Below are 24,455 nucleotides of genomic sequence, written 5' to 3'. Positions count from 1 at the left end.
GTTCGCGCCCGATCCCGAGGGTGGGCGCGTTTCGGCTGGATGACCGGGTGTATTGCCCTCAACGACGCCTTGTGCGGAAAGATTATAGCAATTCGCGCCCGCCCTGGGGGCGGGTCGGGCGCGAACCGGATTGCAAGGCAATCCGGAGGATTAGCGTCTAACAAAAACGCCCACCTATTGCGCCGCCTTGGCCGTCACGCTCAGCCCCTGGCGCAGAACCGCCAGGATCTCTTCGCGCCGCTTGGCCGCCTTGGCCTCATTCCCCTGTTTCACCGGACCAAAACCGCGGATCTGCAAGGGCAGTTCTGCCAAAGCCAGCAAAGCATCCGGATCGACCGAGCCCGCCTTGGGCAACCATTCCGCCATGTCACGCTCATATTGCTTGATCAGCGCGCGCTCCATCTTGCGCTCTTCGGTGCGGCCAAAGACATCCAGCGGCGTGCCCCGCACCCCCTTCATCCGTGCCAACAGCTTGAACCAGCGCAGCATCCCTTCGCTATATTCCTTCTTGGCCGGTCGGCCATTCGGCCCCATCTTGGACAACAAAGGCGGAGCCAGGTGGAAGGTCATCTTGGGATCCCCCTCAAAGCTTTCGGCCACCTTGGAGCGGGTTTCCAGATGCAAGCGCGCCACCTCATATTCATCCTTATAGGTCAACAGCTTGTGGTAGCCCTTGGCCAGGGCTTCCTTCAGCGCATCATCCCCAACCTGCGCCAACATCTTATCAAACTTCTTGGCCAAACCCTTGCCCTGATAAGCCACCAGATGTTTGCGCCGATACGCGATTTTCTCGTCCAAGGACTTGGGCAGCGCGACCACATTTGGCCCCAGGAAATCGGCGACATCATCCGCATGATCCACCGCCCAACGCCCGATCTCAAAGGCGCGCTGGTTCTTCTCAACCGCCGCCCCGTTCAGGTCAATCGCGCTCATGATCGCCTCATGGCTGAGCGGCACCAAGCCACGCTGCCAGGCCGCGCCAAGGATCATCATATTGGAAAAGATGCTATCCCCCAGCGTAGCCTTGGCCAGATCCGACGCATCAAAGAGCGAGACCTGATCCTGCATCCGCGCCTGCAAAGCCAGTTGCAGCCGATCCGTCGGCAGCGAGAAATTCGGATCTTCGGTAAAGGCCCCGGTGACAATTTCATGGCTGTTCACCACCGCCCCGGTGCGCCCGGTGCGGGTCAGGCCCAGCGTTTTGGCCCCGGCCGAAACCACCAGATCGCCGCCAATCAGCGCATCACATTCCCCGGTCGCCACGCGCACGGCGGAGATATCCTCCGGTTTTTCGGCCAGGCGCAGATGGATATGCACCGCGCCGCCCTTTTGCGCCAGCCCGGCCATTTCCATCATCGCCGCGCCCTTGCCGTCAATCTGCGCCGCCTGCGCCAGAACCGCGCCAATGGTCACAACCCCTGTGCCCCCAACCCCGGTGATCACCACATTATGGGTGCCGTTGATCTTGGGCAACTGCGGTTCCGCCAAATCCGGCAGGTCCAATTCCCGCGTCGCGGCCTTTTTCACTACAGCGCCCTGCAAGGTCACGAAGGACGGGCAGAACCCGTTCACGCATGAGAAATCCTTGTTGCAGCTCGACTGGTCAATCGCCCGCTTGCGCCCCAGCTCGGTCTCAGCCGGAACGATGGAGACACAGTTGGATTGCACGCCGCAATCGCCACAGCCCTCGCAGACATCCGTGTTGATAAACACCCGCTTATCCGGGTCCGGGAATTGCCCGCGCTTGCGACGACGACGTTTCTCCGCCGCGCAGGTCTGGATATAGAGGATCACCGACACGCCCTTGGTCTTGGCCATCTCGGCCTGCACATTCGGCATCTCGGCGCGCTCGTGAAAGGCAAGCCCTTTGGGGAATTGCCCCTGATCTACGTCTTCCTTTTCGTCATAGACCACGGCGATATTTTTTACGCCCATGGCCATCACCTCGGCGGCAATGCGCGGCGCGGTCAGGCCGCCCTCATTGGGCTGGCCACCGGTCATGGCCACCGCGTCATTATAGAGGATCTTATAGGTAATCGTGGTGTCGCTGGCCAAAGCCGCCCGGATCGCCAATGACCCGGAATGGTTATAGGTCCCGTCGCCAAGGTTCTGGAACACATGTTCGGTGTTGGAAAACGGGGCCTCGCCGATCCAGTTCGCCCCCTCGGCCCCCATATGGGTGAAACCAACGGTCTCGCGATCCATCCATTGCACCATATAATGACAGCCAATCCCCGCATAAGCGCGCGAGCCATCGGGCACTTTGGTCGAGCTGTTATGCGGGCAGCCGGAACAGAACCAAGGCGTGCGCGTGGCGATCTCCTCGGCATTGTCAGCGCGGGTAATCTCCGCCAGCGTGGTCAGCCCGGCCTTGATGCCATCGGTGCCACGCCCCTCTTCGATCAGAATGTCACCCAGTTTCTGCGCAATCCAGATCGGGTCGAGCGCGCCACGGGTCGGGAACAGCTCTTCGCGCCCCATCAGGCCCGCGCCACCCTTGTACCAGCCATAAATCCGCCGGCCCCTACGGTCGTCAAAGATCGCCTCTTTGATCTGTACCTCGATCAGCTTGCGCTTTTCCTCGATGACCACAATCAGGTCGAGCCCCTCGGCCCAATCGGTAAAGCCCTTCATATCCAGCGGAAAGGTTTGGCCGATCTTGTAGGTGGTGATACCCAGCCGCTCGGCCTCGGCCTCGTCAATCCCCAGCAGCGCCAGCGCATGTTGCAGATCCAGCCAGTTCTTGCCCGCCGAGACAAAGCCGATCTTGGCCCCCGGCTTGCCCCACATGCGCTTGTCCATCTTGTTGGCGCGGCTAAAGGCTTCGGCGGCAAAGCGTTTGTAATCGATCATCCGCGCCTCTTGCGCGTGGGGCGTGTCGCCCAACCGGATGTTCAAGCCACCCTCAGGCATGTCGAAATCTGTGGGCAGCACCAGGTTCATCCGGTCCGGACGGCCATCCACCACCGCCGTGGCCTCAACCGTGTCCTTCATGGTCTTGAGACCGACCCAAACCCCGGCATAACGCGACAGCGCAATGCCATAGATGCCGTAGTCAATCAGCTCCTGCACCCCGGCAGGCGAAACCACCGGCATATAGGCATCCACCAGCGCCCATTCCGACTGGTGCAACACGGTCGAGCTTTCGCCAGTATGGTCATCGCCCATGGCCATCAGCACCCCGCCATTTTGCGAGGTCCCGGCCATATTGGCGTGGCGCATAACATCACCCGAGCGATCCACCCCCGGCCCCTTGCCGTACCACAGCCCAAAGACACCGTCATATTTGCCCTCACCGCGCAGCTCGGCCTGCTGCGCGCCCCATAGCGCCGTGGCGGCGAGGTCTTCGTTCATACCTTCCTGAAACTTGATCTGCGCCGCGCTCAGGAACCTCTCCGCCCGCGTCATCTGCAAATCAACCGCCCCCAGAGGCGAGCCGCGATAGCCCGTGACATAACCGGCCGTATTCAGCCCCGCCGCCTTGTCACGTTCCGCCTGGGTCAGCATCAACCGCACCAAAGCCTGGGTCCCGTTCAACAGGATCTGATCCTTGGTGAGATCAAACTTGTCGTTCAACGATACTTTCTGAGTGCTCATCTCGCGCCTCCCCTCGCTGTGGTCCTCTTTTCAATATAGCGCAACATTAGGTCACAATTGCTGACCTGTATAGGGAATTTTTTGTGATTTTCACCGGTTACGTTATGGTGCTGTTGGATTATGAGGTTATGTCGTAAATCGGGCGCTAACAGAGGCAAAAGTTGCAACAATGGACTGGGACAAGCTAAGAATATTTCATGCAGTGGCGGATGCAGGCAGTCTGACCCATGCGGGCGACTCCCTTCATTTGTCGCAATCCGCCGTGTCCCGCCAAATCCGCGCGCTCGAGGATTCGCTCAAGACAACCCTGTTCCACCGCCATGCCCGCGGGCTGATTCTGACTGAACAGGGCGAGCTGCTATTTGATGCCACCTCTTCGATGGTGAAACGGATCGAGGCCGCGACCGCACGCATTCATGACAGCGAAGAAGAAGTCTTTGGCGAATTGCGCGTCACCACCACCCATGGCTTTGGCGCCATGTGGCTGGCCCCGCGTCTGGCCAAACTTTATGAGAAATATCCAGACCTTAAGATCGATCTGATGCTGGCGGAAAACGTGCTCGATCTGCCCATGCGCGAGGCGGATGTGGCCATTCGCATGAAAGAGCCCAGCCAGGCCGACCTGATCCGCAAACGCCTGATGGCCATTCGTATGCGCCTTTATGCGTCGCCGCGCTATCTCGACAAACATGGTGTGCCCGACAGCATTGAGGACATGCAGCATCACCGTCTGATCTGCCAAAATGTCCAATCCGCCCAGGTCAGCGCCGGCCTGCAGCTCAATCAACAGCTTTTATCGATCGTTAAGACCACTTTGACCGTCAATAACTACTTTGGTGTGTTGCAAGCGGTGCAATCCGATCTCGGGATTGGCGTGCTGCCCAACTATATCATTGACGGCAACCCCCATATCACCCGGGTCCTGCCCGAGGTCGAATCCGTAGAAGTGCCTGTTTTTCTGGCATATCCCGAGGAATTGCGTCAATCTAAGCGCGTTTCTGCATTTCGCGATTTTGTGCAGGAACAAATCCTGGAACACCGCCGTTCTTTGCGCGCACTAGCTGACGAGCAAAGTAGCTGATTCAACTATTGCGGGAAAGACACAGTGTGACATGCACACAACGCATAGCGGCAATGCTGCGACTGCAACATGTTTAGTCTTGATCGTTTCTAAAGTGATGCCATATTCAGCACATGATGATGACGCGTCGATCTTCGACGCCATTATCACCTCCCTGTTGGACTTCGGCCGAGCTTTGAGCTCGGCCTTTTTTCTTTTCAGAGGTCTTCATCTCCCCTCTCAGTCCGGCACCTAGGGTCAGGATGCATTGATTTGACGCCACTGGTTTACCTGATCTTGTTCCTGACAAGACACATCGACGCAGAAATACTGGTTGTATTTCAAGACGATGCAACGCAGATCAGGGGCAAGATCAGGTAAATCGTCCCGACGCGGGAAGCGCTGCAAAGCAGCGGCCTTGACCGCTTGAAATTGACCCTGCCAGTTCCTGCGCGCCCAAAACCTCTGCTTTATTGCTCTTCCTGCGCCAGTGACGCCAAATCAATGCATCCTGACCCTAAAGATCCGAGCTTGCAATTCCGCAGTAATGCGCCATCTCTGACTTAAGAAGTCAGGATCACCGCAGTGACGCAGAAACGACATCATATACTGACCCGTCCGGTCTGGGTCCTGTTTGGCGGGATCAGCCTGGCCTTGGGCGTGATCGGGATTGTCCTGCCGATCCTGCCTACCACGCCCTTTGTGCTGCTGGCCGCCTTTTGTTTTGGCAAAGGTTCGCCGCGTTTGCGCCGTTGGCTGGAAACCCACCCGACCTTTGGCACGCCGATTCTCACCTGGGAGGATCACGGCGCCATCGCACCTCGGCACAAGAAAATGGCAGCAACGATGATGGCTGCTGCTTTTTTGCTCAGCCTGGTCTTGCAACTGCCGCTCTATGTCTTGATCATTCAGGCCATCTGCCTCTCTGGCGCGGCCTTTTATGTGCTGTCGCGCCCGGATGGGCCCGCCGAGTAACCCGTCGCCAAAGCTTAGGAGCCTCCCATGTCTGACACCTGCAAACTCAGCTGCACCTGCGGCCAGATGCAATGGCATATCAAAGCAGGGGCGGATGGGCGGCATCTGATCTGCTATTGCCCGGATTGCCAGACCGGCACCCGTCACCTGGGCAAGCAAGACAGCTATCTGACCGATGGCGGCACGCAGATCTTTCAAACCACCCCCGATAATTTTGTCATTGATCAGGGCGCTGAACATCTCGGTCTGATGCGGCTTGGCCCCAAGGGGCTGTTTCGCTGGTACGCCACCTGCTGCGACACCCCCATCGCCAATACCCTGCCCAGCCCGACCCTGCCCTTTGTCGGCGCGGTCCTGCCTGCCGGCACCGATCACTTTGGCCGCGCCACCTGCCATGCCAACACGGACAGCGCCACGAAGAAAATCCGCCAGCGCGGCGTGCCCGGCGCGGTCTATTCGCTGTTCTGGCGCGCTGCCAAGGCTCTGATCAGCGGCAAAGACAAACTCCGCCCCTTCTTCAACCCCGACAAAACCCCGGTGGTCGCCCCCAAAGTGCTCACCTTGGAAGAACGCAACTCCGCCCGCCCCTGACCCAGAAACAGGGCCAAATTAACCTCGCTTAAGCGAATTTAACCAAAAACCGCCCCGCCCAAAGCGCGACAGCCGACAAAATTGGGGCAATATCCCCCAAGCCCGCCCAGAATCAGACAGATTGCCCCGCGCCCTCTCGCGCCGCCCGCAACTCACCCCCAGGCAATCCCCCCAAAACGCGCCCGGTTTTGTACCGATTGCCCCGTTGCGCAAACCGCGAACGCTCCATTACCCCCACCGAACGCTGCCTTAAAATCGCAAAACCCCGCCCCCATTTCTCTGGGCCACAAATATCCCGGGGTGAATTGGCCGCAGGCCAAGAGAGGCAGCGCCCCTTCCCTCTTCCCCTTTTGCATTGCTTGGCGTAAAGAGCGCCCGACGCCAGCTGCCAAAGAACAGGGGATCCCCATGCAAGAACCGGCCATCACCCAAGAGCTGATTGAATCCCACGGGATCAACGCCGAAGAATATGACCGCATTCTTGAGATCATGGGCCGCGAACCCACCTTCACCGAGCTGGGCATTTTCAGCGCCATGTGGAACGAACATTGTTCCTATAAGTCCTCGAAAATACACCTGAAAAAGCTCCCCGTCGATGGTCCGCAGGTCATCTGCGGCCCCGGTGAAAATGCCGGTGTGGTTGATATTGGCGACGGTCAGGCGGTGGTCTTCAAAATGGAAAGCCACAACCACCCCTCCTATATCGAACCCTATCAGGGCGCGGCCACCGGGGTTGGGGGAATCCTGCGCGACGTCTTCACCATGGGGGCCCGCCCCATCGCGGCGATGAACGCGCTCTCCTTTGGTGAAAAAGACCACCCCAAAACCCGCCAGCTGGTGCATGGCGTGGTCGAAGGTGTCGGCGGCTACGGCAACGCTTTCGGCGTCCCAACAGTCGGCGGCGAAGTCCGCTTCCACCCCGCCTATAACGGCAACTGCCTGGTCAACGCCTTCGCCGCGGGCCTCGCGGATGCCGACAAAATCTTCTACTCCGCCGCCTCCGGTGTCGGTCGCCCGGTCGTTTATCTCGGCGCAAAAACCGGCCGTGACGGGGTTGGCGGTGCCACCATGGCCTCAGCCGAATTCGATGATTCCATTGAAGAAAAGCGCCCCACTGTCCAAGTCGGCGACCCCTTCACCGAAAAACGCCTGATGGAGGCGACGCTGGAATTGATGAAGACCGGCGCGGTGATCTCGATCCAGGATATGGGCGCTGCGGGCCTGACATGCTCCGCGGTTGAGATGGGCGATAAAGGCGAACTCGGCGTGCGTCTTGATCTCGAAAACGTGCCCCAGCGCGAAGAGAACATGACCGCCTATGAGATGATGCTGTCGGAATCTCAGGAACGCATGTTGATGGTGCTGGATCCGGCCAAAGAAGACGCCGCCCGCGCCGTCTTTGAAAAATGGGATCTGGATTTCGCCATTGTCGGCGAAACCATCGCCGAAGACCGCTTCCTCATCATGCATAATGGCGAAGTCAAAGCCGATATGCCGCTGTCCAAACTCAGCTCGACCGCCCCGGAATATGATCGCCCCTGGGTGCCGACCCCCGCCGCCGCCCCACTTGAGGATGTGCCGCAAGTCGACGGGATCGACGCGCTCAAGGCGCTGATCGGTTCGACCAATTACAGCTCGCGCGAATGGGTCTATGAACAATATGACAGCCAGGTCATGGCCGACACCCTGCGCGTGCCCGGTTACGGAGCCGGCGTGATCCGCGTGCATGGCACCGACAAGAAACTGGCCTTCACCAGCGACGTAACCCCCCGTTATGTCAAGGCAAACCCGGTTGAGGGTGGCAAACAGGCCGTCGCCGAAGCCTTCCGCAACCTCTGCGCCACCGGGGCCAAGCCGCTGGCCACCACCGACAACCTGAACTTCGGCAACCCCGAAAAGCCCGAGATCATGGGCCAGTTTGTCGGCGCATTGGACGGGATAGGTCAGGCCTGTTTGGCGCTGGACATGCCGATCGTTTCCGGCAATGTCTCGCTCTATAATGAAACCGACGGTCAGGGCATCCTGCCCACACCGACCATCGGGGCCGTCGGCCTGATCGCAGCGGATGAAGAGCCCATTCTCGACTACGCCCGCGAGGGCCATGTCGCCCTGCTGGTCGGCGAAAGCGGCAGCCATCTCGGCCAATCCGCCCTGCTCGCCGAAGTCTTCAACCGCGAAGATGGCGACGCCCCCGCTGTCGATCTCAACGCCGAGCGCCGCAATGGTGATTTCATCCGCGCCCAGCGTGACCTGATCAAATGCTGCTCCGACCTCTCCGATGGCGGCCTCGCACTGGCCGCCTTTGAAATGGCCGAAGCTTCCGGCGTAGGTGTGCAACTGGACAGCGCGGATACCGCCGAACTCTTTGGCGAAGACCAGGCCCGCTACCTGATCGCCTGTAATTTCGATCAGGCCGAAGCACTGATGCTCGCCGCTGGTCAGGCTGGCGTGCCGCTGAAATCCGTTGGTAAGTTCGGCGGTGACACGGTGAAATTTGGCAGCTCCGAGGCCCCTCTGGCCGAACTCAGTTTGATCAGCCGCGAGGCTTTCGCAGGCTACTTTGCCTAAGGCACAGCGCTGATGTGACAGGGTCAGCCGCCACTTGGTTCCTCTCCCCGCATAAGGGGAGAGGTCAGGAGAGGGGCTTTCAAAATGGCTCGCATCTCATGCGAGACCATTAGGAAACCTCTCCGAACGCGGTTGCACAGAAACCGCCCCGCCCCCATATTTCACCCATGTTGAAATTCGCGCCAATCCTGCTCGCCCTGATCTATGGCTATGTGATGTTCCGGGTCTCAACCTGGCGCACCGCACGCGAGCTGGATGCCAAATCCACCGAGCTGGCCGATCCGGTGCTGAAACGCCTGACCGATCAAATGGCCGCTGCGCTCGATCTGCCTCGGATCAAAGTGCATATCTATGAGATCGAGCCGGTAAACGGCTTGGCCGCCGCAGATGGCCGGATCTTCATCACCCGCGGTTTTTTCAACAAATACAAAGCTGGCGAGGTCTCTGCCGAAGAGCTGTCATCGGTCATCGCCCATGAGCTTGGCCATGTGGCGCTGGGGCATTCGCGTCGCCGCATGATCGACTTTTCCGGCCAAAACGCCATGCGCACCGCTTTGGCGATGATCCTCAACCGCTTTATCCCCGGTGTCGGCGGCTGGATCGCCCATACTGCGATGTCCCTACTTTCGGCCCGCCTGTCGCGCGCCGATGAATACGAGGCCGATGAATATGCCGCCGCCCTGCTGGTCAAAGCCGGGATCGGAACCGCGCCGCAGAAATCCCTGTTCCACAAACTCGAAGACCTGACCAAATCACGCGGCGGTTCCGTTCCGGCCTGGATGATGTCCCATCCCAAAACCGGCGAACGCATTGCAGCGATTGAGAAATTGGAAAAGAAGTGGGATAAGTTGGGGTGATTTCCATCCCGCCTGTTAAGCAGCCCTAACCCGAAACCAGCTCAAACTCTCCCTCAGCCACATCCTGTCCGTTCACCTGCACCGTAATCCCATGGGTGCCGGGATACAGCGTAAAGGTGCTGGCATTGCCTTTCAGAACATGGCGCTTGTTCAAGGTCAGGCTCTTGCCCGCCTTGACCTTGGCCGCCTTGAGTTTGAACACCTTTTCCGCGTTTCCCTTAGGCCGCGCAAAGCGCAACCGGTAATCCACCATGACCGGTAAATCTTCCGCGCAGTCCAGGGTCACATCAAACGCCACCGCCTCACCAATCACCACCTCGGGTGTCGCGATGCTCAGCTGGGCCGAAACCGGACCAGCGCGATACCCAAGCAAATCCAACGCTCCGCGCTCCCCGCGTTTGATCGCGGTGCGCAGCGCGTGTTTGGTCATCCAGGTCAGCTCCTTGGGCTCTTGCAAGCCCGCCTCGCGCCAGGCGGACAGGCGCGCGACAACCTCATCGGGCATCAATTTGGACAGATCATTCATGTGGTTTGAGACCGAGCGCGTCACATAGCGCGTCTGATCCCCATGCAGCCGGTCCAGAAACCGCAAGGGCACATCCGGAGCCAAGGTGATATTGCGCGCCCAGGGCAGTTTCGGGCGCGTGCCCTCGGACACCAGGCGGCGCACATGGTAATTCTCATCCCCGCACCACTCATCCAACCGCGCCAAGGTTTCCTCGGGCCAGCGGTTTATGAAAGGGCGGATATAGAACTCCATCGAAAAGCGTTTGGTCGCGTCATAGAGCAGATCCAACGCCAGATCGCGATGATCCTCCACCCCGTGGCGCACCGCCAAAATTCCCGGAACCGCATGGATAAAGCGGCCAAAATCGTCGTCGCGCAAAGTCGGGTCCAGCTCGGGCGGCATGGCCGCGCGCAAAGCCTCGACCATGGCTGGAAATTCCGCAGGCAGGCGTTTTTCGACGCAGGTCGCGATCCAATCGAGCCGCTCCAAAAGGCCCAAACCGTCAAAGCCAGACAGGACCTCACGGGCAAAGTCCTCGGCCTCGAACCCCGGCAAGACACTGTATTCCTGCGCCAAATCACCAATCGAGCTCTCGTTAAACAACTGATCCGCCAGCGAAAACCCAGCGCCTCCGCCCTGCCCATCCGGTCCACGTGCCATATCTGCCTTATCCTCAATTCTGGATGCCCCAAATTCCATCCATGGAATTTGCAAATTCCGTCAACGGAATTTGGGGCTCTCGGTTAAAGGGTCGCGTTGGTCGCGCCGCCATCCAGCAGGATGTTCTGACCCACAATGAACCCCGCCTGTTGCGAGCAAAGGAAAGCGCACATGGCCCCAAATTCCTGCCGCGTGCCATAGCGCCGCGCCGGAATGGTTGCTGCACGCTGCTCGGCCGCCTCCTCAAGGGAAATCCCCTGCGCGGCTGCGACACCGCCATCCAGAGACACGGCGCGATCGGTGGCGTGAATGCCCGGCAGTAGATTGTTCACAATCACCCCATCCGGGGCGACCTGCCGCGCAGTGCCAGCCACATAGCCGGTCAACCCGGTGCGCGCCGCATTGGACAGGCCCAGTTGCGGGATCGGAGCCTTGACCGATTGCGAGGTGATATTGACCACCCGGCCCCAGCCCTTGGCGGCCATTTTCGGCATCAACTCGGTCATCAGCGCAATCGGCGTCAGCATATTGGCATCCAACGCGGCGACAAATTCCTCCCGCCCCCAATCAGACCACAACCCCGGAGGCGGCCCGCCCGCATTGGTCACCAGAATGTCCACATCTCCAGCCACTTCAAGCACCTTGGCGCGCCCCTCGGGCGAGACGATATCAGCCGCCACAGTGGTCACGGCCACGCCATAAGTGTCGCGGATCTCTTGCGCGGTCGCCTCAAGCGCCTCAGCTCCGCGCGCATTCATCACAAGTTCAACTCCGGCCTCGGCCAGCGCCTCGGCGCACCCGCGCCCTAGACCCTTAGAAGAAGCGCACACCAAAGCGCGCTTTCCCGCAATCCCCAAATCCATGATCTCTCCTGTTCATTTGCCCCCGACAGGGCCCCATCTGCACCAGCCGACAAAAGGCCGGATCACGGGCTATTTGATGCCACAATCATATATCATACAATGGGCTAAGCATTACCATCCGGGAATCGCCTGTACTGTTCCTATCCCGGGTTCCTGCCAAGAGGTGTCATGAGTATCCATTCGTCCAACCGATCCACTCAAACCCTGCATGTTTATCGTGCAGACCTGATCCGTGTGATCAATGGTGCCAATCTTGGCGACTCTCTGTCCTTTGCGGATGAGCTGATGCCGGACGATGTCTATCGCCTCTCGCCCCTGGCTGCGACGACCAAGCTGCGGGTTGTGACCGCGGGCAATCCCCCTTTCAAGCTGGCAACGGATTCCGATCTGGGTCAGGAGGGCGCGGATCTGCATCTGGATTGCTGCGTGACCTTCATGTCCAGCAAGGGCGAGACCATCGAATGTCTGATCCTGGTGGAGACCGACAGTGACTGCAATGTCGCCCGCGTCTACAGCCTGCCGCTTGGAGTGATGACACCCAATGCCGAATATGTGCTGGTGGGCGTCGATACCGACACCGCGCTGCAGCGCTTTGCCCAGGTCGCCTGTGTCTCTTTTACCGGCGGCACCATGATCACCATGGCCAATGGCGCACAACGCCCGATCGAAGAGCTGCAGGTCGGTGACCGCGTGCTGACCCGCGATGACGGCCCGCAAGAAATCCGCTGGCTCGGCCATCACACCGCCCGCGCCGTTGGGGCCTTTGCGCCGATCCTGATCCGCGAAGGCACGCTGAACAATATCCGCGACCTGCTGGTCAGCCCGGATCACCGGCTGTTCATCTATCAACGCAATGATGAAATTGGCGCTGGCCGTTCCGAGATCCTGGTGCGTGCCCGCCATCTGGTGAATGACAAATCCGTCCTGCCCGTCACCGGCGGGTTCATCGATTATTACCAGATGCTGTTTGACAGCCATCAGATCATCTATGCCGAGGGCATCGCCGCCGAAAGCATGCTGGTTGACACCCGCACACAGGCCGCCCTGCCCGAGGACCTGGATGAAAAGCTGGGCGAACTGATCCCCGGCCACCGCCGCTCGGGCTTTGGTGAATTGGAAGTGCAGGAAACCCTGCTCACCCGCCCAGATGCGGCGGATCTGTTGCGCAAATCCTCAACAGGATAAAGGCCGCGCCAAAGCGCGACCTTTCTTTTCTTTCAAACCTCGCAATTACTGCGCCCTATCCGGAATGATCCAGGCAAAATCCGACCGGGTCACGCCTTTGAAACAGGCATCATCCGGCGTCAAAGCCGCCAGCAGGTCCGGGCAATTGGGGTTGGAATAGCCCGTCTTCACCGGCGCATCCTTGGGTGTGTACCCGGCGCGCACATGGCAATTGCGGCAATTGGTGCGGATCGGGTGGATCACCCCTTCGATATAGGGGTTCACCGCGATCGGTAGCTCGCCATCGGGGCCGGGTTTATAGGCATTGGCTTCGGTCAGCAGGTAGTGCCGCCATGGCCCCTCAGCCTCCATATCCGGGCGATCCCAGGCATAGGGCCCCTCATCCGGGCGCGCCGACCACCAAAAGCTTTGCAAGGTCCAGGTCGGCACCTCTTTGGTAAAGATATGCAAGGCCACCTCGACCAGATAATCCCCCGGCTCGAACGGCTCATTATAAAGCCAATAGCTCGCCTGCGAGATGATCGCCTTGTCAGCTTCGGTAAAGACGCCCCAATCTTCTTCGGTCACCTGATGGTGATAAAAGCGGTCCAGCCCCACCACCTGCGCCGTGGCCCGGCGGGTTTCCATTGGGGTTTTGTCATGGTTTTGAATGCCATAGAGGTAATCAATATCGACCCAGTCTCCGATCCGATCCGCGCTGGGATCAATGGCAACCACCGTGCCCCAATTCTCATAGCCAACATAGCCGTTGAACATCGGGGAATAGTTGTTGTCCCACCAGGGCAGCGCCGTCAGCCCGTCGCGTTTCACCGGCCAATACATATGTTTGGTCGAGATATAGCGGTCGGTCAGATCAATGCTGAGACCATCCTCAAACAGCGCCTGCAACACGTCCTTTTTATACAGCTCCTCTTCACGGATCTGGCCAAACCCTTCTGGTGACAGGGATTCCGCCGCGATCATGATGTCGCCATTATTGACGAAAAAGGCCCCATCCTTGACCGAGCCATCGTCAGAAATCGCGCCGGGATACATGTCTTTGACCGCTTGCGGCACAGGGTAATTCGGCCCATCGGTGTTAACCGGAATATCCGCCCCGCCCTCCTTGGCCTTGCGGATCTGCTGGATTTGCGGCGAGACGCGGATCGACACCACGCGCTCGCTATGTTGACCATCCTTGGCAAAGGCCTGAGCCGAGGTCGGCCAGCTGAACCAGATCGGCCAGGAGTTTCTGTCTTCGGGATAAAGCGGCTGGTTGATCCCGGCAAAGAGCCGCCAGGCATGTTCGCGCGAGGGGCGCATATCGCCCTCTTCAATGCTTTCCCAGAGCTTTTCATTCTCCTGGAAATAGCCAAAGCGCTCCGGGATCGGCTGATAATCAGGCCGCCCCTCCTGCGCAAAAACCGGCGCGGCACATAACAGGCCCAACCCGGTCAGACATCCGGCTGTGCGTAAACTTGGCATGGAATCCTCCAATCAATAGGCGAGATAAAGCGTACACTTTCGACCCTAAGGAGATTCGCGCAAATCACATACACCTTTTCTTTCAACCTCCCCCCACTTGACGCCAACCCGCCCCCATGTTGCCTTTGGTACTCGAGCGGTACGAGGACAAAATGGCAAACAAACGACATATCGAATGGCTTAGAGAAGGGATTATTTCATGGAACGCCCGGCGTGAAAAAGACACCACCTTTGTGCCGGATTTAACAGGAGCAGATCTTCGCGGACTAGAACTAGAAGGAGTTAACCTGCGATCTTCAAAACTAGACAGCGCGAACTTTTCAGGTGCAATAATGCGCAACGCGGATTTGCGCAAAGCGAGCTTGAGAAGTGCAATTCTAGTGAACGCTAACCTCCATAAGTCAACACTTTACGCAGCAAATTTGTCAGCAGCTAACTTGCGAAGTGCCAATCTCTCCAATGCAAATTTACAGGAAGCTGATTTAACCAACTCAATTTTGATCGCATCCGATCTATCTCGAGGATACTTTTCTGGTACAAATTTCGAAGGTTCACAAGTTGCCTCTGACCTCACATCCAAGCCTACAGACCTCAGATTAGCGAATAACCTCTCGCAGCAACATCTACAGCAAATGATTGGCGACCGAAATACATTCATTCCGAAGCATTTGTTTCGACCAGAACACTGGTATGAAGAATTCGAAGAGACCAACGAATCTGCAGACCTTCTATCCCAATTAGAACTTGCTGAAGGCATCCTGCAGCAACCCCTAGTAAAAGCTAGTTTCGTCGATTTCAAATTCTCTGATGAAGGAGTCGAAGCTGTCACACCGGAAGGGCAAGATCTGCGCGCCATCCCTTTAGGAACTGACTGCGCGCTACGTGCCTCTGACCTTGCACAAAGCGCGCGAGACATAGCTGAGACAGTTTCAAACAAACTTGGCGAGGATACCAAAGCCGATCTGATACGCTATGCAGATCATCTGGAGAGTTCAGACACGGGAAACCCCCATCGTTTGGTGTCTCTAACTGTGGGCATAAAGGGCGACCTCGAAGACCCCTTTGTTAGCGAGGCGCTCAGTAGCCGCCTGAAACGTCAACTTGAACATTTCCTCTCAAATCATGTGTTGTTTCTGGGTCAATGCTTCCCACAAACAGCAGAATCTGTCGAAGTAAAAGCAAACACTGAACCCTCACGGGAAGTGACCAAAGAGGAGGTTACGGAAGTCCTCAACACCTTGGAGTCCGCTATTTTAGATGCTGAAGCCGCAACAGAGTCCTACAGCAAGACTATCGCTGAATTGCGCGCTCATGATGATGCCTTGAATGATATGATGGCTTTGGCGATTGACGAGACACAGATCAATCGTGTTCGCGCCGCCGTGCAACGCGAGGCTGTTGAATTGGCGTCTTTCGGGTCTCGATTGCTATGGCGTGCGAAACAAGCAATCGCTAGGGTTCGTCTTCACGCAGGTGACCTCGCAATTGCCGGAACATTGGCTGGCCAAACTGCAGAGCAAATGGCGCAAGCCGTCGTAAAACACCTTGATCCCGTTATTCGCCTTTTGCGTGAACTGTTCACGGTGTTGCCTCCCGTTTAGCCACTACCCCAAACCCGCATTGCCCCCGCTCCCGTTTCGCGCTAACCCGTGCCTCATGTTGGATACCGCTTCAAATCGCCCCGAATTGCCGCCCGAGATTGCGCGGCGTCGCACTTTTGCGATCATCAGCCACCCGGATGCGGGTAAGACCACGCTGACGGAAAAGTTCCTGCTTTATGGCGGTGCGATCCAGATGGCGGGGCAAGTGCGGGCCAAGGGTGAGGCGCGGCGCACGCGCTCGGACTTTATGCAGATGGAAAAGGATCGGGGCATCTCGGTTTCCGCCTCGGCTATGTCCTTTGATTTTGCCAGCGGTGACAAGAACTTCCGCTTTAACCTGGTCGACACGCCCGGTCACTCTGACTTTTCCGAAGACACCTATCGCACGCTGACGGCGGTGGACGCGGCGGTCATGGTGATTGACGGCGCGAAAGGGGTTGAAAGCCAGACCCGCAAGCTGTTTGAGGTCTGCCGCTTACGCGATCTGCCGATCCTGACCTTTTGTAACAAGATGGACCGCGAGGCGCGGGATACCTTCGAGATCATCGACGAGATCCAGGAAAACCTTGCCATTGACGTGACCCCGGCCAGCTGGCCGATTGGCATGGGCCGAGATTTCCTGGGCTGTTATGACATGCTCAATGACCGTCTGGAACTGATGGACCGTGCCGACCGCAACGTGGTGGCCGAAAGCATCTCGATCAACGGTCTCGACGATCCCGAGCTGGAAAAACACATCCCCGAAGCCATGCTGGAACAGCTGCGCGAAGAGGTGGAGATGGCGCGGGAATTGCTGCCCAAGCTCGATCCGCAAAGCGTGCTTGAGGGGCATATGACCCCGATCTGGTTTGGCTCTGCGATCAACTCTTTCGGTGTACGCGAGTTGATGGACGGCATCGGTACCTATGGCCCGGAGCCCCAGGTGCAAAGCGCCTCGCCCCGTGCCGTGGCCCCCGAAGAAAAGAAAGTCGCCGGGTTTGTGTTCAAGGTGCAAGCCAATATGGACCCAAAGCACCGCGACCGCGTCGCCTTTGTCCGCCTCGCCTCGGGCCATTTCAAACGCGGCATGAAGCTGACCCATGTGCGCACCAAGAAGCCCATGGCAATCTCCAACCCGGTGCTGTTTCTGGCCGCTGACCGCGAATTGGCCGAAGAGGCCTGGGCCGGCGACATCATCGGTATCCCCAATCACGGCCAGCTGCGCATCGGCGACACGCTGACCGAGGGCGAAGCGATCAAGGTTACTGGCATTCCGAGCTTTGCCCCGGAATTGCTACAAGGGGTGCGCGCGGGGGATCCGCTCAAGGCCAAACATCTGGAAAAGGCCCTGATGCAATTTGCCGAAGAAGGCGCGGCCAAGGTTTTCAAACCGATGATCGGTTCGGGCTTTATCGTCGGGGTTGTGGGCGCGCTGCAATTCGAAGTGCTCGGCAGCCGGATCGAGATGGAATACGGGTTGCCGGTGCGCTTTGACGCGTCGCAATTTACCTCGGCGCGTTGGGTGCATGGCGAACAGGACGCAGTGGACAAATTCGTCAACGCCAACAAGCAGCATATCAGCTACGATAATGACGGCGACGTGGTCTATCTGACCCGCCTGCAATGGGATATCGACCGGATCGAACGCGACTATCCCGATGTGACCCTGAGCGCGACGAAGGAAATGTTAACGTAGGTGCGTTCCATCGCAACTACGTTGGTGGCAAAGCAGTCTTTTGCTTGCAAGAGAGCTGCAGCCACTCAGTCAGGCCCTTGCCACGAACGCAGTGAGTGTCCCACGCTCACCCCATCGCGCCGAACAGATCCGGGGTCGCCTGCGCCCATCTCCCTTCCCCCGGGTCCGGGGGAAGGCCAGGTAGGGGGCCGCTGCCAAGCCTTGGGCTCGGACCAAGACCGTTTAACAACGCCTCACAACATCGCCATCAGCCGCGCCTTTTCCCCCGCATCGTCAGGCCGTGAGATCGCCAGCGCCAAATCTTCGAGCGATTGGATCGAATGCCCGGCGCGGAAGCTGTCCACAAGGGGCAACATAGTGCGAATGCCGCTGGCTTTGGGGGCGAATTCATCCCAGCGCAGCAGCGGGTTCAGCCAGATCAACCGGCGCGAGGAAAGCTGTAGCCGTTGCATTTCATGCGCCAGCGCCGCCGGTTCGCCGCGATCCAACCCGTCGGTGATCAGCAGGACAACCGCCCCCTGCCCCATCACCCGGCGCGACCAGTCGCGGTTAAAGGCGTGCAGGCTGTCGCCAATCCTCGTGCCGCCTTCCCAATCCTGCGCCTCGGCCCCGGCCGCTTTCAGCGCCGCATCCACATCGCGGGTCGCCAGATGGCGGGTGATATTGGTCAATTGCGTGCCAAAGGTAAAGGCATGCACCTTGGCCCAGCCCGCGCCTTTTTCATTGGCCACCGCATGCAGGAAATGCAGCACCATGCGGCTATATTGGCTCATCGAGCCGGAAATATCGCAAAGCACCACCAGATTGGGCCAGCGCAGGCGCGGCTTGGCGCGGGCGATGTCGTGAAACTCACCCCCCTGGCGCAAAGCGTTGCGCATGGTCTTGCGGTAATCCGTGCGCTTGCCCGCCGGGGCCGCAACTGAACGACGCGAGGCAAAAGGTTTCACTGGCAGGGTGAGCCGCGCCAACATGCGTTTGGCCTGCGCCACCTCTTCGGTCGACATCTGTTCGAAATCCAGAGTTTTCAGCCGTTCCTCATGGCTGATGGTCATCGAGGCGTCGACTTCGACCTGCGTCCCTTCTTCTTCCTGCTCGGCCTCGGGGACCTCGGGCATTTCATCACCCAGCAGCGCCTGGGCCGCACGTTTTTCCCCCGATTGGGCGAGCTTTTCCTCCTGCACGCCACGAATGGCGGGCAGCATCATCGACATCATATGTTCAAGGTAGCGCGGGTCGCGCCAATAGAGGCGAAATATCTGCGCAAAGATCACCCGATGCTCGGGGCGGTTCACGAAACAGGCATGCAGAGCCCAGTAGAAATCCATCCGGTCGGTGAAACCCGCCGCCTCAACCGCGCGGATCGCGTCAATCACCCGCCCGGGGCCCACAGGCAGGCCCGCCCGGCGCAGCGCGCGTGCGAAATGGATGATATTCTGCGCCAGCCGTGGGTTGTCCGGCAATTCAAGAGGGATGTATTCCGCCATCACCCAACATGGGGGCGCTGCCCCCATACCCCCGGAGTATTTTTATCAAGAAGAAGCATCAGGCCGGTTCGAGAGAGGCGCTGGCCTCGTCCAGAAGACGTTTGGCCTCTGAGCCTTGGATCTTGGCGATATCGTCCTGGTATTTCAGGATCGCGCCCAGCGTGTCGCTGATCACCTCGGGGGACAGGTCAATCACATCCAGAGCCAGCAGGCATTTCGCCCAATCAATGGTTTCGGCGACGCCGGGTTTCTTGAACAGGTCTTCGGTGCGCAGGGCCTGGACAAAGCTGACTATCTGGCGCGACAGGGCCTCGGCCACTTCGGGGGCGCGGGCATTGAGGATCTCGACCTCGCGCTCGAAATCCGGGTAATCGACCCAGTGATAGAGGCAGCGGCGTTTCAACGCGTCATGCACTTCGCGCGTGCGGTTGCTGGTCAGGATCACAACCGGCGGCTCGGGGGCCTTGATCGTGCCGATCTCGGGGATGGTGACCTGAAAATCCGACAAAGCTTCTAGCAGGAAGGCCTCGAACGGTTCATCGGTGCGGTCCAACTCGTCGATCAACAGGATCGGCGCGCCGTTTTCATCCGGGCGCATCGCCTCGAGCAACGGGCGTTCGATCAGGAAATCCTTGGAAAACAATTCGGTCTGCAAGGCAGTGCGATCCGCGCCGCCCTGCGCCTCGGCAGTGCGAATGGCGATCATTTGCGCGGGAAAGTTCCATTCATAAACCGCCGAAGAGGCATCCAGCCCCTCGTAACATTGCAGCCGGATCAACCGCCGCCCGAGCATCAAAGCAAGGGCCTTGGCGATCTCGGTCTTGCCCACCCCGGCCTCGCCCTCAAGGAACAAGGGCCGTCCAAGGCGCAAGGAAAGGAACACAACCGTGGCGAGCGCGCGCCCGCAGACATAGCCGGTGTCGGCCAATTGGCTTTGCACCTCATCGATAGACGCTGGAATTGTCATGAAAATCCTCCCTCACCCCCGAGGGATTGCCCATGCGGCACCAAGGGTCAATAGCGCCAAAGTCGCAATGGCAAGCCAAATCACGCGCTTCGCTTGACGCATGGACTCTGGAATGCGATGATTCGGTTAACAAAAACGGGGACAACCCCGGCAAGGTGGCGGAAGAGCAGACATGCCAGACAGCAACGCGCGGGCCCAAAGCCTGATCGCGCATAATGGGACAGGCCTGGCACAGGTGGCAGGCCGATGGATCGTAACCTCTGATTTGCGAGGATGCGCTATGCTTGCGCCATACGGCAGCTCGCGCGTCGCAAAAGGGGGCGTTCCATGCGCATAACCGCAGTCACTTGCGTCAAGAATGAAGGCCCGTTCCTGTTGGAATGGATCGCCTTTAACCGTCTGCTCGGCGTGACCGATTTTCTATTCTATTCCAATGATTGCACCGATGGCACCGATGTGCTGCTTGATGCTTTGGCAGAACAGGGGGGGGTCGTGCATCTGCCCAACCCGGCCAAAGGGCGCAATTACCAGATGGAGGCGCTAAAAAACGCCGCCAAGCAAGATGTGGTCAAACAGGCCGATTGGGTCTGGGTGGCGGATGTGGATGAGTTTCTCAATATCCATGTCGGCGATCACACCATCCCGGCGCTGATCAAGGCCTGCGGCAACCCTCAGACCATTTCGGTCACCTTCCAGTTCTTTGCCAATGGTGGCGTTGAGGGGTTCGAGGATCGCCCAGTGATCGAACAATTCACCCGCAGCCACAATCCCGATCTCTGGTGTGGTGAAACCGCGATTGAGGTCAAATCCCTCGTGCGCAAGGATTTTCCGCTGCAATATTACGGCGCGCACCGCCCGTTTTTCAAAGACAAGCTGGCCAAGGAGAAACGCCCCAGCTGGACAGATGGGGCCGGTCGTCCGGTGCAGCATAAATTTCTTGTCGCCGCCAATCCGCGCCGTATCCGCAAATTCCCCTCCCAGGGCGCGCGCGCCTTTGCGACGCTGAACCATTACGCCTTGCGTTCGCTTGACAGCTATCTGGTCAAGAATGACCGCGGGGATGTGAACCGCGAGAACCGCAATTTCGACGACACCTATTGGAAAGAGCGCAATGATGGCTCTTACGAGGATCGCTCGATCCTGCGCTATCTGCCCGATCTGAATGCGGCCATGGACGCGTTTCGCGCCGATCCGGTGATTGGGCCGCTGCATGAGGACTGCGTGCGCCTGCATCGTGAAAAGCGTGATCAATTGATGGCGGATCAGACCTATGCCGGGCTTTATGGTCATCTGCGCGAATTGCCCCCCTACCCGCCCGGCGAATATGAGCTGATGCTTGAGCTTGGGCTGGAACCAGAACCGGAATTGGCATCATGAGAGGGGTGAAATGCGTCAATCTTGGCCTGCCCAAGACCGGCACCACCACCCTGGCCTTTGCTCTGGAAAAGGCGGGCTGGCGGGTGGCCGATCACAAGGTGCGCCGCATCCATACCCGCGATCCGGGGCTTGGCGGGACCTTCGTTGGTCGCCAGCTTTATAATGGCTATTTCGAGGGTGATCCGTTCAAATATGTCGATCTTTACGATGCGCTGTCCGAAATCAGCGTGCTCAAGGGTGACACCTCGCTTTGGCCGCAATGTGATTATGCCATGATCAAGGCCATGCGCCTGGCCCGCCCCGATATGCTGTTTGTCGCCACCTGGCGCCCGGCCGCGGAAACCTCGGACAGTATGCGGCGTTGGAACAACCTTGGCACAGACCGTCTGCCCGCCGGGGCCATTCCGGGCCTGCCGCTGGGCTATGGTGCCTCTGACAGTGAACGTATCCAATGGATCAACGGCCATTACGACATGCTGAATGACATCTTTGGTGACGACCCGCGCTATCTGCGCCTGGATGTCGGAGCCGAAAACGCGCGCGCGCAACTCGCGGCCCATGTAGGGCGCAAACTGCCATGGTGGGGCAAGATGAATGTAAATAGTGGCGGCGATACCGCCTCCAAAGGGGCGGCGTGATGCGGATCTATGTTCATATCGGCCCGGACGGGGCCAGCAGTGATCGGCTGCAACGGGTGCTGGACAGCAAACGCGAACAGATGCTTGGCAAAGGGGTGCTTTATGCCCGCACGCCCGGTGCGCGCAATCATACGCGCCTGTTCATGGCTGTGACCGACCCGGAAAATATCGACAGCCTGCGCTACAATCGCGGCTATATTTCCGCTGAAAAACAACAGGTTCTGCGCGAAGACGTGGCGCGCAAGCTCAAGGATGAGGTTGATCGTCACAATCCCCACACGCTGATCCTGTCCTCGCACCAATTGGGGACTTCGCTGTGCAGCCCGTCCGAGCTGCAACGCCTGCGCGCGATCCTGCTGCCTCTCTCAAATGACATCCGCATTGTCTCGCATATCGATGATCCGGCGCGCATGTTGGTGCGGCGTTATGCGGCGCAGCTGATCGAGGGGCGCGCGCATTCCCTGCAACGCGAGCTTGATTGCCTGTCCGAGCCCGATTTCTGGCAGGCCGCGCTGGACAGCCGCCCCGATCCCGACCCGCAAGCGGGCCAGTTTGGTGAGGTGCAAGGTGCCTGTTTCTGGCTCGACTTCAAACGCTTGCAAAGTTTTTGGGAAGAGGGATTTGGCCCCGGTTCCTTTAGCTACCGCAATGTGAACCTGCCGCTGTTCTATTCCAACGCCGCCACCGAAGAGGTCCGCGCCGCCTTTGGCATCCAAGACACCATTGGCAAGGTCATCCCCGAAGACCTCCCCACCGCGCCCTCCGCCGCCTGGCTCAGCCGATCGCGCCGGTTCAATGACGCGGTGCTGCGGCTTTTGGCGAAAAAGGATGTGATCCTGCCCCGCCAGCTTTGGCGCAAATTCCTGGTGGAAATCAAAGTACCGGGTGACCCCATTGCGCCCGGCAGCCTGCATGCGCTGTCCAGCCGCTTTGCCGATGACATCGACAATCTCTGTTTCCGCCATGACGGGCTGGACGCTGACTTGCTCGCCCCCGATGCAAGCCTGCCCGACTGGGTCGAGACCGATCCGACCCGCGGTTTCCGCGCCACGCAATACCTGCTGGCCTTCCGCTGGCGCATCAATCAAGCGACCAAGGAAGAGCTGGCCAACAAGGCCGCTGATCTGGCCAAGCTAAACGGCAACGCCCCTGCCCCCGCGCCGGAAGAGACCGCCGAGGCCAGCAGCATCGAGGCCCTGCTTTCCCCGACCGCGCGCCGGGTCATGCCCCCCTTGGCCAAGCAGAATTTCGAAAAGCTGCAATCCTCGGTCTTTGCCCCGCATAACCGTCTGGGCCGCGTCAATGAAGAAGAGCTGGCAGGCCCCTATGACGCGATCACCCCGCGCAAATTGCCCGAGAAATCCAGCGGCAATGTCATTGTCGGCTGCATGAAGAACGAAGCCCCATATATCATCGAATGGGTCGCCTATCACCGCGCCATCGGCTTTGATAACTTCCTGATTTACACCAATGATTGCAGCGATGGCACGTCTGAGATCCTGGACCGGTTGCAAGAGATGGGCGTACTTCAGCATCGCAATAATGACAATTGGGGCGGCAATTCTCCGCAGCAATTCGCGCTCGACAACTCGCTCAAGGAACCGGTGATCAAAAACGCCGAATGGATCGCCCATGTCGATGTGGACGAATTCATCAATATCCGCTGTGGCAATGGCACGCTTTCTGACCTGTTCGAACGTGTGCCCGACGCCACCAATATCGCCATGACCTGGCGGCTCTTTGGGCATAACGGCGTCACCCATCTGAACGACAAATTCGTAATCGAGCAATTCGACACCTGCGCGCCGAAATACTGCCCGAAACCGCATACGGTCTGGGGCTTTAAGACGATGTTCAAGAATATCGGGGCCTATGCCAAGATATCCTGCCACCGCCCTAACAAGCTCCACGAAAACTTTGAAAACAAAGTCAAATGGGTGAATGGCTCGGGTCAGGACATGACATCCGAGGCCATCAAAAACGGTTGGCGCAATTCCAAGAAAAGCATCGGCTATGACCTGATCCAGCTCAATCACTACGCCCTGCGCAGCGCCGAAAGCTATCTGATAAAACGTCAGCGTGGCCGCGCGCTGCATGTGGATCGCTCCATCGGGCTCAACTACTGGATCCGCATGGATTGGTCGGTGCATCGCGACTTGACCATCAAACGCAACATCCCGCGCCTTCGCGAGGAGTATGATCGGCTGATGGCGGATGCCGAACTGGCGAAATGGCACCAAACCGGGCTGGACTGGCACCGCGCCAAGGCGATTGAGCTGCACGGAATGCCCGAATTCGAAGACCTGTATCAACAGGCGCTGAAACTGGATCTGACAGAGACTGAACGCGTGGCCTATGCGCTCGCTCTTGATATGGAGAACTGAC

Annotated in this window: 17 protein-coding genes; 11 read left to right on the top strand and 6 right to left on the bottom strand. The window is 58.8% G+C overall.

Going from position 1 to position 24,455, the window contains the following annotated elements; genetic code table 11:
- Positions 1 to 174 precede the first annotated feature (174 nt).
- A complete protein-coding gene (locus CLV87_RS10475) occupies positions 175 to 3,597 on the bottom strand; it encodes an indolepyruvate ferredoxin oxidoreductase family protein (protein WP_099245084.1) in 3,423 nt (1,140 codons plus the stop codon).
- Between the two features lie 169 nt (positions 3,598 to 3,766).
- On the opposite strand from CLV87_RS10475, the gene CLV87_RS10470 reads away from it, so the two are divergent.
- From CLV87_RS10470 to CLV87_RS10450, 5 genes are all read left to right on the top strand, one after another.
- Positions 3,767 to 4,678: a LysR family transcriptional regulator gene (locus tag CLV87_RS10470; RefSeq protein WP_099245082.1), complete on the top strand. Its 912-nt coding sequence runs from the start codon at positions 3,767 to 3,769 to the stop codon at positions 4,676 to 4,678.
- 564 nt (positions 4,679 to 5,242) lie between these two features.
- On the top strand, positions 5,243 to 5,632 hold the full coding sequence (locus tag CLV87_RS10465) for a YbaN family protein (RefSeq protein ID WP_235871904.1): 390 nt from the start codon (positions 5,243 to 5,245) through the stop codon (positions 5,630 to 5,632).
- A 27-nt stretch (positions 5,633 to 5,659) separates the two neighbouring features.
- Entirely contained in the window at positions 5,660 to 6,223 is a 564-nt protein-coding gene (locus tag CLV87_RS10460) for a DUF6151 family protein (RefSeq protein ID WP_133840751.1), read from the top strand.
- A 408-nt stretch (positions 6,224 to 6,631) separates the two neighbouring features.
- On the top strand, positions 6,632 to 8,791 hold the full coding sequence (gene purL, locus CLV87_RS10455; protein WP_099247652.1) for a phosphoribosylformylglycinamidine synthase subunit PurL: 2,160 nt from the start codon (positions 6,632 to 6,634) through the stop codon (positions 8,789 to 8,791).
- Between the two features lie 167 nt (positions 8,792 to 8,958).
- Positions 8,959 to 9,648: a M48 family metallopeptidase gene (locus tag CLV87_RS10450; protein ID WP_099245078.1), complete on the top strand. Its 690-nt coding sequence runs from the start codon at positions 8,959 to 8,961 to the stop codon at positions 9,646 to 9,648.
- Positions 9,649 to 9,673: 25 nt separating this feature from the next.
- On the opposite strand, the gene CLV87_RS10445 is transcribed toward CLV87_RS10450, so the two are convergent.
- Positions 9,674 to 10,816, bottom strand: coding sequence for a hypothetical protein (locus tag CLV87_RS10445; protein WP_099247650.1), 1,143 nt, complete (start codon positions 10,814 to 10,816; stop codon positions 9,674 to 9,676).
- Positions 10,817 to 10,899: 83 nt separating this feature from the next.
- Complete coding sequence (locus CLV87_RS10440) at positions 10,900 to 11,679, bottom strand: SDR family oxidoreductase (protein ID WP_099245076.1); 780 nt, start codon at positions 11,677 to 11,679, stop codon at positions 10,900 to 10,902.
- Between the two features lie 168 nt (positions 11,680 to 11,847).
- Here CLV87_RS10440 and CLV87_RS10435 point away from each other — a divergent pair, with 168 nt between their 5' ends.
- Positions 11,848 to 12,864, top strand: coding sequence for a Hint domain-containing protein (locus tag CLV87_RS10435; RefSeq protein WP_099245074.1), 1,017 nt, complete (start codon positions 11,848 to 11,850; stop codon positions 12,862 to 12,864).
- 45 nt (positions 12,865 to 12,909) lie between these two features.
- On the opposite strand, the gene CLV87_RS10430 is transcribed toward CLV87_RS10435, so the two are convergent.
- Complete coding sequence (locus CLV87_RS10430; RefSeq protein ID WP_099245072.1) at positions 12,910 to 14,328, bottom strand: hypothetical protein; 1,419 nt, start codon at positions 14,326 to 14,328, stop codon at positions 12,910 to 12,912.
- A 152-nt stretch (positions 14,329 to 14,480) separates the two neighbouring features.
- On the opposite strand from CLV87_RS10430, the gene CLV87_RS10425 reads away from it, so the two are divergent.
- On the top strand, positions 14,481 to 15,929 hold the full coding sequence (locus tag CLV87_RS10425) for a pentapeptide repeat-containing protein (RefSeq protein WP_166652727.1): 1,449 nt from the start codon (positions 14,481 to 14,483) through the stop codon (positions 15,927 to 15,929).
- A gap of 55 nt (positions 15,930 to 15,984) precedes the next feature.
- On the top strand, positions 15,985 to 17,604 hold the full coding sequence (locus CLV87_RS10420) for a peptide chain release factor 3 (RefSeq protein ID WP_099245068.1): 1,620 nt from the start codon (positions 15,985 to 15,987) through the stop codon (positions 17,602 to 17,604).
- A gap of 233 nt (positions 17,605 to 17,837) precedes the next feature.
- Here CLV87_RS10420 and CLV87_RS10415 read toward each other — a convergent pair whose 3' ends face one another.
- Positions 17,838 to 19,088 carry a vWA domain-containing protein gene (locus tag CLV87_RS10415; RefSeq protein WP_099245066.1) on the bottom strand — a complete coding sequence of 417 codons (1,251 nt, stop codon included), beginning with the start codon at positions 19,086 to 19,088 and terminating at the stop codon, positions 17,838 to 17,840.
- 58 nt (positions 19,089 to 19,146) lie between these two features.
- Positions 19,147 to 20,055 carry an AAA family ATPase gene (locus CLV87_RS10410; RefSeq protein ID WP_099245064.1) on the bottom strand — a complete coding sequence of 303 codons (909 nt, stop codon included), beginning with the start codon at positions 20,053 to 20,055 and terminating at the stop codon, positions 19,147 to 19,149.
- A gap of 327 nt (positions 20,056 to 20,382) precedes the next feature.
- On the opposite strand from CLV87_RS10410, the gene CLV87_RS10405 reads away from it, so the two are divergent.
- The 3 genes from CLV87_RS10405 to CLV87_RS10395 are packed head-to-tail and all read left to right on the top strand — an operon-like array spanning position 20,383 to position 24,454.
- A complete protein-coding gene (locus tag CLV87_RS10405; RefSeq protein ID WP_099247648.1) occupies positions 20,383 to 21,432 on the top strand; it encodes a glycosyltransferase family 2 protein in 1,050 nt (349 codons plus the stop codon).
- Positions 21,429 to 22,070, top strand: coding sequence for a sulfotransferase family protein (locus CLV87_RS10400; RefSeq protein ID WP_099245062.1), 642 nt, complete (start codon positions 21,429 to 21,431; stop codon positions 22,068 to 22,070). Before CLV87_RS10405 ends, CLV87_RS10400 begins: the two co-directional genes overlap by 4 nt.
- A complete protein-coding gene (locus tag CLV87_RS10395) occupies positions 22,070 to 24,454 on the top strand; it encodes a glycosyltransferase family 2 protein (RefSeq protein ID WP_099245060.1) in 2,385 nt (794 codons plus the stop codon). Before CLV87_RS10400 ends, CLV87_RS10395 begins: the two co-directional genes overlap by 1 nt.
- The last annotated feature ends 1 nt before the right edge of the window (position 24,455 follow it).

Source organism: Pelagimonas phthalicica (assembly GCF_004364805.1).
GTDB lineage: Bacteria > Pseudomonadota > Alphaproteobacteria > Rhodobacterales > Rhodobacteraceae > Pelagimonas > Pelagimonas phthalicica.
The sequence above is the reverse complement of the archived record's forward strand: the minus strand, read 5'-3'. Positions and strand labels throughout refer to the sequence as shown.